Annotated in this window: 16 protein-coding genes; 3 read left to right on the top strand and 13 right to left on the bottom strand. The window is 70.9% G+C overall.

Annotation, left to right across the window (positions count from 1 at the left end; all coding sequences use genetic code 11):
* Positions 1-42 precede the first annotated feature (42 nt).
* Positions 43-258 (top strand): hypothetical protein, encoded by a 216-nt coding sequence (locus ACQ860_RS03330; RefSeq protein ID WP_431301990.1) that lies wholly within the window; start codon positions 43-45, stop codon positions 256-258.
* Here the strand turns inward: ACQ860_RS03330 and ACQ860_RS03325 are convergent.
* Genes ACQ860_RS03325 through hisI form a run of 7 tightly spaced genes read right to left on the bottom strand, consistent with a single transcriptional unit; the run spans position 212 to position 6,133 of the window.
* Positions 212-1,384: an ABC transporter permease gene (locus ACQ860_RS03325; RefSeq protein WP_431301989.1), complete on the bottom strand. Its 1,173-nt coding sequence runs from the start codon at positions 1,382-1,384 to the stop codon at positions 212-214. The genes ACQ860_RS03330 and ACQ860_RS03325 overlap by 47 nt on opposite strands.
* Before the next feature lie 16 nt (positions 1,385-1,400).
* A complete protein-coding gene (locus ACQ860_RS03320; RefSeq protein WP_431301988.1) occupies positions 1,401-2,087 on the bottom strand; it encodes an ABC transporter ATP-binding protein in 687 nt (228 codons plus the stop codon).
* Between the two features lie 30 nt (positions 2,088-2,117).
* Positions 2,118-3,227, bottom strand: a complete 1,110-nt coding sequence (gene lpxB, locus ACQ860_RS03315; protein ID WP_431301987.1) for a lipid-A-disaccharide synthase — start codon at positions 3,225-3,227, stop codon at positions 2,118-2,120.
* Positions 3,224-4,096 carry a carbon-nitrogen hydrolase family protein gene (locus ACQ860_RS03310; RefSeq protein ID WP_431301986.1) on the bottom strand — a complete coding sequence of 291 codons (873 nt, stop codon included), beginning with the start codon at positions 4,094-4,096 and terminating at the stop codon, positions 3,224-3,226. The genes lpxB and ACQ860_RS03310 overlap by 4 nt, the downstream gene beginning before the upstream one ends.
* Complete coding sequence (locus ACQ860_RS03305) at positions 4,093-4,728, bottom strand: GNAT family N-acetyltransferase (RefSeq protein ID WP_431301985.1); 636 nt, start codon at positions 4,726-4,728, stop codon at positions 4,093-4,095. The genes ACQ860_RS03310 and ACQ860_RS03305 overlap by 4 nt, the downstream gene beginning before the upstream one ends.
* Complete coding sequence (locus ACQ860_RS03300; protein ID WP_431301984.1) at positions 4,725-5,705, bottom strand: CobW family GTP-binding protein; 981 nt, start codon at positions 5,703-5,705, stop codon at positions 4,725-4,727. Before ACQ860_RS03300 ends, ACQ860_RS03305 begins: the two co-directional genes overlap by 4 nt.
* Positions 5,702-6,133, bottom strand: coding sequence for a phosphoribosyl-AMP cyclohydrolase (hisI, locus tag ACQ860_RS03295; protein WP_431301983.1), 432 nt, complete (start codon positions 6,131-6,133; stop codon positions 5,702-5,704). Before hisI ends, ACQ860_RS03300 begins: the two co-directional genes overlap by 4 nt.
* A 44-nt stretch (positions 6,134-6,177) precedes the next feature.
* Here hisI and ACQ860_RS03290 point away from each other — a divergent pair, with 44 nt between their 5' ends.
* Positions 6,178-6,630 carry a Fur family transcriptional regulator gene (locus tag ACQ860_RS03290; protein ID WP_431301982.1) on the top strand — a complete coding sequence of 151 codons (453 nt, stop codon included), beginning with the start codon at positions 6,178-6,180 and terminating at the stop codon, positions 6,628-6,630.
* Positions 6,631-6,633: 3 nt separating this feature from the next.
* On the opposite strand, the gene ACQ860_RS03285 is transcribed toward ACQ860_RS03290, so the two are convergent.
* The 4 genes from ACQ860_RS03285 to ACQ860_RS03270 are packed head-to-tail and all read right to left on the bottom strand — an operon-like array spanning position 6,634 to position 10,479.
* Positions 6,634-8,295 (bottom strand): NTP transferase domain-containing protein, encoded by a 1,662-nt coding sequence (locus ACQ860_RS03285; protein WP_431301981.1) that lies wholly within the window; start codon positions 8,293-8,295, stop codon positions 6,634-6,636.
* Positions 8,292-8,966 (bottom strand): XdhC family protein, encoded by a 675-nt coding sequence (locus tag ACQ860_RS03280; protein ID WP_431301980.1) that lies wholly within the window; start codon positions 8,964-8,966, stop codon positions 8,292-8,294. The genes ACQ860_RS03285 and ACQ860_RS03280 overlap by 4 nt, the downstream gene beginning before the upstream one ends.
* Positions 8,963-9,277, bottom strand: a complete 315-nt coding sequence (locus ACQ860_RS03275; RefSeq protein WP_213612058.1) for an XdhC family protein — start codon at positions 9,275-9,277, stop codon at positions 8,963-8,965. Before ACQ860_RS03275 ends, ACQ860_RS03280 begins: the two co-directional genes overlap by 4 nt.
* Entirely contained in the window at positions 9,274-10,479 is a 1,206-nt protein-coding gene (locus ACQ860_RS03270; protein WP_431301979.1) for a vWA domain-containing protein, read from the bottom strand. The genes ACQ860_RS03275 and ACQ860_RS03270 overlap by 4 nt, the downstream gene beginning before the upstream one ends.
* Positions 10,480-10,532: 53 nt before the next feature.
* Here ACQ860_RS03270 and ACQ860_RS03265 point away from each other — a divergent pair, with 53 nt between their 5' ends.
* Complete coding sequence (locus tag ACQ860_RS03265; RefSeq protein WP_431301978.1) at positions 10,533-10,997, top strand: hypothetical protein; 465 nt, start codon at positions 10,533-10,535, stop codon at positions 10,995-10,997.
* A 17-nt stretch (positions 10,998-11,014) separates the two neighbouring features.
* Here ACQ860_RS03265 and ACQ860_RS03260 read toward each other — a convergent pair whose 3' ends face one another.
* Both ACQ860_RS03260 and ACQ860_RS03255 read right to left on the bottom strand, forming a co-directional pair.
* The gene (locus tag ACQ860_RS03260; protein ID WP_431301977.1) at positions 11,015-11,905 is read right to left on the bottom strand and encodes an AAA family ATPase; all 891 of its coding nucleotides are present in this window, start codon (positions 11,903-11,905) and stop codon (positions 11,015-11,017) included.
* Complete coding sequence (locus tag ACQ860_RS03255; protein WP_431301976.1) at positions 11,902-12,510, bottom strand: SRPBCC family protein; 609 nt, start codon at positions 12,508-12,510, stop codon at positions 11,902-11,904. Before ACQ860_RS03255 ends, ACQ860_RS03260 begins: the two co-directional genes overlap by 4 nt.
* Positions 12,511-12,525 lie beyond the last annotated feature (15 nt).

Genomic DNA, 12,525 nt, shown 5'->3' with positions numbered 1-12,525 from the left:
CGCGGTGTGGTGTTCCCTTGGGGCATGATTCGCGCGCGCGCCGTGTCGCTCCTGCTGCTCCTGCTGGTCCCGGCCTGCGCGCCGCCCTCGACGCTGCGCGAGCCGGTCATCGGCGCGAGCTTCGAGCCGGTGAACGCGCCGCTGCCGCCGCTGCCCGCCGTGATGGAACTGACCGGGGACCCGCCGATCGCCCTGCCGGACCCCTCGACCTTCACTCCGATCTTAGCGCCTCGATCGGGTCCAGCCGGGCGGCCATGACGGCCGGGTAGAAGCCGAAGAACACGCCGACGGCGAGCGAGACGCCGGCCCCCAGCGGGGCCGCGACGGGCGAGAAATGCACGGGCCAGCCCGACATCCAGGCGAAGCCCACGCCGCCCGCATAGCCGAGCGCCACGCCAAGCGCCGCCCCCAGCAGGGAGAGGATCAGCGCCTCGCTGAGAAACAGCCGCCGAACATCGCGCCGCCGCGCGCCGATGGCCAGCCGGATGCCGATCTCGCGCTTCCGCTCGGCGACCGACATCAGCATGATGTTCATCACCCCCACGCCGCCCAGCACCAGCGCGATGCTGCCCACCGCGCCGAGCAGCAGCGCCACCAGCCGCACCTGGCTGTTCATGCCGGCGATGAGCTGGCGCGCGGAGAGCACGTTCAGCGTGGAATCCCGCATCCCCGGCCCCAGATGCTGCTGCAATTGCTGCGCCGCCAGCTCGGGGTCGGCGTCGCCGCGCAGGCGGGCGACCGCCATCGACAGCGCGGGGGCCGCCATGACCCGCCGCGCATTGGGCAGGGAGAGGAAGAGTGTGCCGTTCACGTCCATCGGCAGCATGGGGTTCATCAGCACCGGCTCGATGATGCCGATCACGGTGAAGATGTAGCGGCTGACCCGGATCTGCGAGCCAACGCGGATGGGCGAGAAGGGGGTGGAGAGCTGCTGCGCGAGGTCGGAGCCCAGCACCGCATGCAGCTCGAAACGGTCATGCGGCGAGAGGAAGCGGCCCTCGGCCATGGGCAGGCGGCCCACATCGGCGAAGCTGCCGGTGGCGCCGATGAACCCGGCGTTTCGCGTCTGCCCCTCATAGGAGATGGGGCCGCCGCCGATCATGAAGGGCGCGATCTCGCCCACGGTCGGCACCATGAGCGGCACGCTCTCAATGTCGCCCAGCCGGAAATTGCCGAGGCCGGTCGGGCTGTCGGCGCGCAGGACCAGCGTGTCGGTGCCCATCTGGCGGAACTGCCGGATGGTCTCCTGCCGGGCCATGGTGCCGGCATGCAGCATGGAGATGACGGCGCCGGCGCCGACGACGATGCCGATGAGCGCGAGCAGGCTGCGCTGCCAGGAGGCGAGCAGGTTCCCGGCCGCTTCCATCAGGGTTTGCCGGATCATGCTGAAGCCCCGGCGCTCATGCGTGCTCGAGCGCCATCTGGTCTTCGAGGCGCCCCTGCTTCAGCACGAGCCGGCGGCGGCAGCGGGCGGCCACACCCGGGTCATGCGTGATGATGAGCACCAGCACGCCGAGGTCACGGTTGATCTCCTCGAAGAGGCCCATGATCTCGCGGCTCACCGTGGGGTCGAGGGCGCCGGTGGGTTCATCGGCCAGCAGGATGGCGGGCTCGCCCACCAGGGCGCGGGCGATGGCGACGCGCTGCTTCTGCCCGCCCGAGAGCATGTTGGGCACGTGGTTCAGGTGCTGGCCGAGACCCACGCGTTCCAGCATCACCTCGGCCCGGCGGCGCGCCTCGGCCTCCGGCGTGCCGCGATACATCAGCGGCAGGGCCACGTTCCGCCAGGCATTGAGGCGCGGCATCAGGAAGAATTGCTGGAAGACGAAGCCGATCATCTTGTTGCGCATGGCCGATTGCGCATCGGCCTCGGCCGCCAGCACATTCTCGCCGCGGATGCGGTAGGTGCCCGAGCTGGGGCGATCCAGCAGGCCCACGATGTTCATGAAGGTCGTCTTGCCCGAGCCCGAGCCGCCCATCAGCGAGACCAGCTCGCCGGCCGCCAGGTCAAGGTCGATGCCGTGCAGCACCGTGCGCTCGGTAGGACCGATTTTGAACTTTCTGGTGATGCCGCGGAGCTCAAGCATATAAAAATGGTAGCCGAGCGCGCGGCCGCGTCAAAGCTGCCTGAGCACGGCCTCCGCCGCCGCCTCGCTCGGCAGGCCGTGTTCGGGGCGCAGCCGGGCGAGGGCACGGGCGAAGCCGTCCCGCTGGCGGGCCACCGCCTCATCCTCCTCGAAGAGCGTCCTGAGCCCGGCGGAGATTCGCACCGGCTCGCAATGCGGCAGCAGGAATTCGGGGACCACCGGCTCATCCAGCAGCAGGTTCACGAGGCTCGCGTATTTCAGCCGGAACAGCCGGCGGATGATGAAGTTGGTGGCCGGGTTGAAGGTATAGGCGATGACATGCGGCAGGCCGGCGACCGCGGCCTCGAGCGAGGAGGTGCCGGATTTGATCAGCCCCGCCCGGGCGGCCGCGAAGGCATCGGCCTTGTCCTGCGGGCTGCGGACCATGCTGACCGGCCGGCCCCATTCGCCCGCCCGTGCGCGCACCGTCTCCTCCACCGTGCCCGCCAGGCCGATGATGGGGTGGATGTCCGCGGGCAGGCGCTTCAGCGATTCGGCGAAGATGGGCAGCAGCCGCTTCACCTCGCCGCGCCGGCTGCCGGGCATGATGATGAGGCGGCGGCCCTCACCGGGCGCGTTCGCGGCCACGCCGTGCGCGGCCTCGCTCTCCAGGATGGGGTGGCCCACGAAATCCACGGGGATGCCGGCCGCCTCGAAGATCGGCGCCTCGAAGGGCAGCAGGGCGAGGATGCGGTCCACGCGCCTGGCGATCTTCTTTACGCGCCCCGGCCGCCAGGCCCAGACCTGGGGGGCGACGTAATGGATGACCGGGATGCCGAGGTGCCGCACGCGCGCGGCCAGGCGCAGCGTGAAGCCCGGGCTGTCTATGGTGATGATGAGGCGCGGGCGGCGGGCGGTGATGTCGGCCACCGTCTCCTCCATGCGGCGCTTCAGGCGGAGGATGCTGGGCAGCACCTCGGCCAGGCCCATCAGCGCCAGTTCGCGGATGTCGAAGAGGGAGGCGAAGCCCTGCTCGGCCATGCGCTCCCCGCCGATGCCGGCGAATTCCAGGCTGGCGTCGCGCGCCCGCAGCGCCCTGATCAGGCGCGCGCCGAGGATGTCGCCCGAGGCCTCGCCGGCGGCGATGTAGAGCAAGGTCATGCGAAGAGGGCTGGCGCGGGGCGGGGGATGGGCGCGCGCGGCCAGTCGCGGTGGTTGCGCACCGCGCCATCGGCGCGCACCGCCTCGAGCCGCGTGGGGTCGAGATCGGTGAAGAGGAGGCCCGGCGCGTCGAGCGGGTTGGCCGCGACCACGCCATCCTCGGCGAAGCCGCGATCCACGGGGCCGAAGACGCTGGCGGCGCCGTGATTCTCATCGAGGGCCACCGAGGCCGCGAAGCCCCCGACCGTGGGGGCGAGGGCCACGAAGCACTGGTTCTCCATGGCGCGCGCCGCGGCACCGATGCGCACGCGGTGGAAGCCGTGCAGCGTGTCGGTGCAGGTGGGCACCAGGATGAGCCAGGCGCCAGCTTCCACCTGCGCGCGGACGAGCTTGGGGAATTCCGCATCGTAGCAGATGGCGATGCCGATCAGGCCCCAGGGGGTCTCGAACACCATGGGCGGGGCGCCGGCCGAGATGCCCCAGCGCTCATCCTCGAAGCGCGTCATCATGCGCTTGTCCTGGAAGGCGAGGCTGCCGTCGGGCGTGATCAACGGCGCGCGGTTGATGATGCGCGCGCCGTCCCGCATGGGCAGCGTGCCCGGCTGCAGCCACAGGGCATGGCGGCGGGCCGCCTCGCGCATCGCGGCGAGGATGGCATCCGCGTGGTCCACCATCGCGCGCAGTTCCGTCGCGGCATCGGGCGCGCCGCCGGCCAGTGCGGCGCCCAGTTCCACGCAGGCATATTCGGGCATGTGCAGCAGCTCCGCACCGCCAGCCTTGGCCTGCGCCGCCCAATGGTCGAGCTTGGCTGCATAGGCCGCGACATCGGGCGTGGGCTGCACCGGCCAGGCGAGCGTGGCCAGTCTCATGGCTGGGCCTGCGATTCACGCTCCGCCGCAGGGGCGCCTTCCCGATCGCGGCCGAGCGCCTTGATCCAGAAGGAGAGCGCGTGCGGCGAGGGCCGCGCATCGCCGATCTCGGTCCAGTCGAAGACGCAGGAGAGCTCCGGGTGATGCGTGTAGCCGCGCTTGCGCCAGAAGGCGTCGAGCGGCGTGTAGCCGGCCGGCCGGCGCGGGTCATTGCTGTTGCGGACCACGGCGCAGAAGGTGGCGAGCGGCAGGCCGAGCCTCTTCGCATGCGCCTCGCGCGCCGCGAAGAAGGCGACGCCCAGGCCCTGGCCGCGATAGGGGGCCAGCAGCACGGATTCGCCGAAATAGGCATATTCCAGCGGGTTGCGCCCCGACGCCTCGAAGCAGGCGCGCACTGGGCCATGCGTCGCCGCCATGGGCTGGCAGGTGGCGGCGCCCACGATCTCCTCGCCGTCCCGCGCGAGGATCACCGCGGCCCCCTGGTCTTCGGCATAGTGCCGGAGGTAGCGCGCCTCCTCGCCCTCGGGCGCCTGGTACAGGTAGGGCCATTCGGCGAAGACGGTGGCGCGCAGCCGGGCCAGCGCCGGCACATGCGGCAGCAGGCCGGCGCCGGTGACGGTCTCGATCTTCATGCGGCGGCCTTCAGGAAGGCGCGCAACCCGTCCTCGACCACGCGCGGCTCCAGGTCGCGCAGGATGAAGACGAGGCGGCTCGAACGGTCATCGCCCTCGGGCCAGGATTCCAGCATGCGGGGCGGGTGGAAGCTGTGCTGCACGCCATGCATCACCACGGGCCCGCGCTGACCCGCGAGGTTCAGCACCGCCTTCATCCGCAGCATGTGCTGCCCCTGGGTCATCGCCATCATCTCCAGGTAGCTGGCGACACCCTCCCAGGGGAGCGGCGCCTCAAAGCGCAGGCAGAGCGCGCGGATGCGCGCATCGTGGAGGTTCACGTCGTGGTGGTGGTGATGGTGATGGTGGCCCGCGGCGGCGATCCAGTCGCTGATCTGCGGCAGCTTGCCATCGGCGGAGAAAGGCCCGGCGTTGATGAGCTGTGCGGCCGCCACCTCGCCCGTCAGGATGGGCGCCATCGGGTTCAGCGCGGAAAGCCGCGCCACCAGCGGCGCGGGGTCCGCGAGGTCGGTCTTGGTGACGACGATGCGGTCGGCCACGGCGGCCTGGCGCAGCGCCTCGGGCTGCTCGTCGAGCGTGGCCATGCCATGCACCGCATCCACCAGCGTCACCACGCCATCCAGGCGATAATCGCGCAGCAGCAACGGGTCGCCCATCAGGGTCTGCAAGATGGGGGCGGGGTCGGCCAGGCCCGTGGTCTCGATCACCACGCGCGCGATGGGTTGCGGCCGGGCCGCGAGGTCCCGCAAGGCGCGGGAGAGATCGCCGCGGATGGTGCAGCAGAGGCAGCCGGCGGCGAGCAGCACCGTGTCCTCGTCCAGGCGCTCCACCAGCAGGTGGTCGAGGCCGATCTCGCCGAATTCGTTGATCAGCACGGCGGTGCCGGCCATCCCGGGCTCGCGCAGCAGCCGGTTGAGCAGCGTGGTCTTGCCGGCGCCGAGAAAGCCGGTGAGCAGGGTGACGGGGATCTGGTTCATGCGCCGTAGAGGCTTTCGGGGCTGACGAGCGGGGCGGCGATCTCGGTCAATTCGCCGTCGCGGGGGGCAAGAAAGAAGCAGTTCCGCCGGCCGGTGTGGCAGGCCACCCCCTTCTGGTCCACCAGCAGCAGCAGCGTGTCGCCGTCGCAATCGAGGCGCAGATCCACCACATGCTGCACTTGGCCGGAGCTCTCGCCCTTGCGCCAGAGGCCGCCCCGGCTGCGGCTGTAGTAGCAGGCGCGGCCGGTGGCCAGCGTCTCGCCCAGGGATTCCGCGTTCATCCAGGCCATCATCAGCACCTCGCCCGTGTCATGCTGCTGCGCGATGGCGGGCACCAGGCCCCGCGCGTCGAAGCGCACGGCGGCGAGGAGGCGCGCGCGGGCCTCGGCATTCGGGATTTGCAGCGGGGGAGGGGAGGTGCCGGTCATCATCCTGCACTATATGGCATTGCGGAACCGCAAGTGAGGGCCCCATGGAGATCGAAGCGACCCTGGACCGGGCGGCCGAGCAATGCGCGGCGCGCGGGACGCAGCTCACGCCGCTGCGCCGGCAGGTGCTGCGCCTCGTGCTCTCGGCGGGGCAGCCGATGGGGGCCTATGCGCTGCTCGACAAGCTGCGCGAGGAGCGCGGCGTGGCGGCCCCGCCCACCGTCTATCGCGCGCTGGATTTCCTGCTGGAGCAGGGCCTGATCCACAAGCTGGAGCGGCTGAACGCCTTCCTCCCCTGCATCGAGGCCGGCCATGCGCATGCCGGGCATGACCACCAGCACCAGTTCCTCATCTGCGGCACCTGCGGCGCCACCACCGAGCTGACCGACCATGCGGTGGCCCATGCGTTGGAAGCCGCCGCCGCACGGGCCGGCTTCAAGCCGGGCCGGATGACGGTCGAGGTCGAGGGCACCTGCGCCAAGTGCCAGGCGGGTTAGGCTTCAGCCCTTCTTGCCGAAGCCCCCGTGGTTGAAATGGGGCGCCGATTTCAGCGAATCCACCGTGTCGAAGTCGCGCAGCACGCCGTCATCCGCCACCTCCACCTCGATCAGCCGGTCGGCATGCTTGCCCACCAGCTGGCGGGCGCCGACATCGCCGGTGATGGCCATCATCTCCGGCAGGAATTCCCGGCCCCAGAGCACCGGGTTGCCCTGCTTGCCGCGGAAGGTGGGCTGGACGATGGCGCGGCCCTCCTCCGGATCGAAGGCGGCGAGCAGGCGGGCCATCACGGCGCTGTCCACCAGCGGCATGTCGCCCAGCGCCACCAGCACGCCCTCGGGCTCGGGCGGGAGTGCCGCGAGCCCGGCCTTGAGGCTGGAGGAGAGACCCTCCGCATAATCCTCGGCATGGACGAAGAGGATGGGCCGGCCGGACAGCGCCTCCTCCACCCGCTCGCGCTCATGCCCGGTGACGACCAGCACGGGCCGCACGCCGGAGGCGATGACGTTGTCCACCACGCGGGTGACCATGGCGACCCCCTGGGAATCCGCCACCAGCAGCTTGTTGAGCGGCGCCATGCGGCGCGAGCGGCCGGCGGCCAGCACCAATCCCGCCACCTGGCGCGGGCGGCGCGGCGCATTGGCGGGCGGCGGGGATTGCGGCGCCTTGGCCCGTGGCAGGGGCCGCGTCTCGATTTCCTTGAGCAATCCGCCGACACCCATGCCCATGATGTCGCGCGCGCGCACGGTCAGCCCGGCGAAGAGGCGCTGCAGCACCCAGTCGAAGCCGTTGAGCTTGGGGCTGCGGGCGCAGCCGGGCAGCACCATGGCCGGCACCTCGCCCACGGCGCCCAGGCAGATCAGGTTGCCCGGGTCCACCGGCATGCCGAAATGCTCGATGCGCCCGCCCGCCTTCACGATCGCGGCGGGGCCCACGTCGCGGCGGTCCACGGTCGCCGAGGCACCCGCGATGAGCAGCATCTCGGCGCCCTGGCGCATCAGGCGGCGCAGGGCGTCCGCAGCCGCCCCCGTCTCGTGCCGCACGCGCTCGACCGGCAGCAGGCGGCCCATCAGCGCCTCGATGCGCGCGCCCGTCACCTCGACCGCGCCCTCCATCACGCTTTCCTTCACGCCGGGCAGCTCGGTGAGGACAAGGCCCACCTTGAGCGGCCGGAAGGGGTGCAGCGTGAGCAGCGCCTGTTGCCGGAGCAGCACCTCCGCGACGCCCAGGGCCGGCCCCGGAACGGCGAAGGGGATGATCTTCAGCGTGGCCAGCATTTCCTTGGGCTGGACCACGCTGAAATTGGGCAGCGTCGCCAGCGTGATGCTCTCATCCAGCGCGTTCAGCCGGTCCACCAGCGCCGCATCCACGGTGAGCAGGCCGGTCGTCTCCGCCACCAGGTTCACACGCCCCGTGGCGGCGCGGCTGCGGGCGATGAGGGGGGAGAGCAGGGCGTCGGCCAGGCGGCTGGCCGCCTCATCCTCCGGCACATCGCCCTGGCCGAGGCGGGCGGCGATGACCTCGCCGAGGCCGGCGGCGCGGAGTGCCGCGATGGCATCGACGTCCAGCACCGTGCCCTTCTTCAGCACACGCTCCTTCAGGCGGACGCTGTGCGCGAGGATGGCGCCCTCGGCCTCGTCCAGGGGTGTCGGACCGAAGATCATTTGCCGCGCCGCCGCGCCACGATCTGCGCGATGATGGAGAGCGCGATCTCGGGCGCCGTCACCGCGCCGATGTCGAGGCCGACGGGGGCCGCGATGCGGGCGATGTCGGCCGCCTCATGGCCCATCTCGGTCAGGCGCTCCACGCGCTTCGCATGCGTCCGCTTGCTGCCCAGCGCCCCGATGTAGAAGGCCGGGCTGTTGAGCGCGACGTCCAGCGCCGGGTCGTCCAGCTTCGGGTCATGCGTGAGCGTGACCACGGCGGTGCGGGCATCCGGCGCCAGGGCGGCCATCGCCTCATCCGGCCAGTCGTGGTTCAGGATGACGCCCGGGAAGCGCTCCTCGGTCGCGAAGCTGCCGCGCGGGTCCACCACGGTCACGGCGAAGCCCATGGCCACACCCAGGGGCGCCAGCGCCTGGGCGGCGTGGACGGCACCGATGATGATGAGGCGCAAGGGCGGGTTGAAGGGCTGGAGGAACCAGCTCTCGCCATCCTGGGCGAGGGTCGCCGTCCGGTCCGAGTTCAGCGCCTGCTGCGCGGCCTCGGCCAGCGTGCCGGGCAGGGCATCCTCGGGCCAGAGATGCTGCTCGCCATCGGAAAGGCGCGTCAGCAGCACGACGGAGCGCTGCGCCGCGCGGGCCGCCTGCAATCGGGAGAGGAGTTCCGGCGTCATCCGAGCTTTTCCACGAAGACCTTGAGCTTGCCGCCACAGGCCAGACCCACTTCCCAGGCGCGCTCATCCGAGATGCCGAAGTCAAGCAGTTGCGGCTTGCCGTCGCGCATCGCCTGCATGGCAACGTCCGCCACGGCCCCCTCGATGCAGCCGCCCGAGACGGAGCCCGCCATGCGGCCCGAGGCGGTGATGGCCAGCATGGAGCCGGCCGGGCGCGGGCTGCTGCCCCAGGTCTCGACCACGGTGGCCAGCGCCACCTGCTCGCCCGCCGCGGCCCATTCGGCGGCGGTGGTCAGGATATCCTCGCTCATCGACGCTTCCTCTCCCCCAATGCCTCGATCAACTCGCGCAGGCTGGCGAGGTTATGGACCGGGCGGAATTCATGCACATGCGGCAGCATGGCCTTGATGCCCTGGGATTTGGGTTGGAACCCGGCATATCTCAACAGGGGGTTCAGCCAGATCAGCCGCCGGCAGGAGCGTTTCAGCCGGTCCGTGGCTTCGGCAAGACCCCGCCCGCCCTCGCGGTCCAGCCCGTCGGTGATGAGCAGCACCACCGCCCCCTGGCCCAGCACGCGCCGGCCCCAATCCTGGTTGAAACGCTCCAGAGCCTCGCCGATGCGGGTGCCGCCGGACCAGTCGGGCACCATGTGCGAGACCATCTCGAAGGCGATCTCGGGGTCGCGGTGCTTCAGCTGGCGGGTGATGTTGGAGAGCCGCGTGCCGAACAGGAAGGAATGCACGCGCTCGCGGTCATTGGTGACGGCATGCAGGAAGTGCAGCAGCACCTGGGCGTAGCGCGCCATGCTGCCCGAGATGTCGCAGATGGCGACGAGCGGCGGCGGGCGCGTGATGCGGCGGCGGCGCAGGATGCTCCGGAACTCGCCGCCCTGGCGCGTGGTGGCGCGCAGCGTGGCCCGCATGTCCACGCGGGGGCCGAGCGGATCGGTGCGGAAGCGGCGGGTGGGCCGTTCATCGAGCGGCAGGACGAGGCGGCGGATCTCCTGCTTGGCGGTGGCGATCTCGGCCGCGCTCATCGCCTCGAAATCCATCGTCTGCAGGCGCTCGCGCTCGGAGACGGTCATCGCCGCGTCGAGCTGGCGGGGCTGCTCCTCCGGCGTGGGCGGCGGGGGCTTGGGGCGCTCGCCCGCCATCGCTTCCGCGATGCGGCGGCCGCCGGGCTTGGACTTCTCCTCGGGCTTCTGCGCCTCCATCAGGGCAAACGCGGCGGCCGCGGCCGCGCGCTCCGGGTCGCGCCAGAAGAGGTCGAAGGCGGCGTCGAAGATGTCCGCCTGTTCGTGCCGGCGGAGCAGCGTGGCCTTCAGCGCCGCGCGGAGGCTGGCCTTGTCGCCGAGTTCGATGAGGGTCAGCGCCTCCGCCGCGCCCAGCGCATCGCCGGGGCCGACCTGCAGGCCCGCGCGGCGCAGCAGGCGGACGAAGGCCAGCAGGTTGGGGGCGAGGGCCGCCGATGCCTCCCGGGAACGTTCCGCTTCCCTTGCGCCCGGAATCAGCACCGCCCTAGGCTCCGCTCGAGGTTGAGGGGCAAAATATGAAAATTTTCCCGTCCGTGCTGGCCGCAGCACTGCTGTCCTGTGCCCTCATGGCGCCCACGGCCCAGGCGCAACGCCGCGATGAGAAGGTCGGGCGCGTCGGCAACGTGGACATCCTGCGCGTCTGGGAGGGCGGGCGCTTCGACCGCTGTTTCGGCCTGGTTCCCGGGCTCGGCGGCGGCTTCCGCGTGTTCTGGAATGTGGGCCGCAACTACATCATCACGGCGCCGGCCGTGGGAACCCGGCAAGCGGTGGCGGTGGTGGTCACCACCCCGCGCGGCATGGTCCAGACGCGCGGCCGGCTGATCGGCGAGCGCAGCGTCATCGAGCTCAACAACCAGGAGGCGCAGCAGATCATGTCCCTGCGCGGGCGCTTCGAAGTGGACGTGCAAGGGACGATCTTTCCCTACCAGCTGCAAGGCGTAACGATGGAGCAGGTCTTCGTCGCGGTCGAGAACTGCGCCCACCGGAACGCCAGGTAGCGGGCCCGCCGCCCGCATCACGCGGGGCCGCGGCTTTCCTCGATCAGCCGCGCCGCCTCCTCGCCCTTCAGCTTGGCGATGTCGTCCTGGTATTTCAGCAGCACGCCGAGCGTCGCATCCACCGAGGCCGGCTCCAGCTCGCGCGCATTCAGCGCCGAGAGCGCATTGGCCCAGTCGATGGTCTCGGCCACGCCGGGCAGCTTGAAGTAGTCACCCTCGCGCAGCTTCTGCACGAAGGACACCACCTGGGCCGAGAGCGTTTCCGCCACCTGCGGCGCGCGGAGCGCCAGGATCGCCTTCTCCCGCGCCGCATCGGGGTAGTCCACCCAATGGTAGAGGCAGCGGCGGCGGATGGCGTCATGCACCTCGCGCGTGCGGTTCGACGTGATGATCACGACCGGCGGCGTCGCCGCGCGCAGCGTGCCGAGCTCGGGCACGGTGATCTGGAAATCGGCCAGGACCTCCAGCAGGAAGGCCTCGAAGGGCTCATCCGCGCGGTCCAGCTCGTCGATCAGCAGGACGGCGGGCTCCCCCTCCAGCGCCTGGAGCAGGGGGCGCGACTCGAGGTAGCGCCGGTCGTAGATCGAGCTTTCGATGTCGGCCACATTGCCCGCGACCTCGGCGAGGCGGATCGCCATGAGCTGGCGCGCATGGTTCCACTCATAGGCCGCGGCCGAGAGATCAAGACCGTCATAGCACTGCAGCCGCACCAGCTTGCGCGGGAGCTGCGCCGCCAGGACCTTGGCGATCTCGGTCTTGCCGGTGCCGGGCTCGCCCTCGAGGAAGAGGGGGCGGCCCATGCGGAGAGCGAGATGGACGGTGGTGGCCAGCGCCGTGTCCGCCACATAGCCGCCGGCCGCGAGCAGGCCCGCGGTGGCCGCGACATCGGCGGGCAGGGCCTTGCTCACGAGGAGAGGAAGATCAGGTAGAGCACCCAAAGCATCGCGCCGCTGCCGAGCCAGAAGAAGAGAGGCATGCCCATGAACTCCGTGGGGATGAGGGAGAAGATCGAGATGGCGGCCGGCGCGGGGGCGGGGGTGGGCGCGGCGCCGGGGGTGGCGGCATCGGCCTTGGGGGCCAGGGCCGCGGCAAAGCGGTCGAAGAACTGGTCGGCCATCTGCTTGGCGGTACTGTCGATCAGGCGCGCGCCGAGCTGCGCCATCTTGCCGCCGACCTGCGCCTTCACGCTGTACTTCAGCAGGGTCTCGGTGGGGCTGATCGCCTCCAGCGCCACATCGGCGCCGCCCTTGGCGAAGCCCATCGCCCCACCATTGCCCTCGCCGCTGATGGTGTAGCTGGCGGGCGGGTTCAGGTTCTCGAGCTTCACCTTGGCGGAGAACTTCGCCGCCATGGGGCCGATCTTGATGGCGAGCTTGGCCGTCAGCTCGGTGTCCGAGACCTTCTCGATGGATTCGCAGCCCGGAATGGCGGCCTTCAGCGCCTCGGGGTCGTTCAGCGCTTGCCAGACCAGCTCGCGCGGGGCGGCAATCTGCCGCTCGCCATGCATTTCCATGTGGATACTCCGCCA

Source organism: Sediminicoccus sp. BL-A-41-H5, from assembly GCF_050632405.1.
In the GTDB taxonomy this organism is placed as follows: Bacteria; Pseudomonadota; Alphaproteobacteria; order Acetobacterales; family Acetobacteraceae; genus Roseococcus.
The sequence above is the reverse complement of the archived record's forward strand: the minus strand, read 5'-3'. Positions and strand labels throughout refer to the sequence as shown.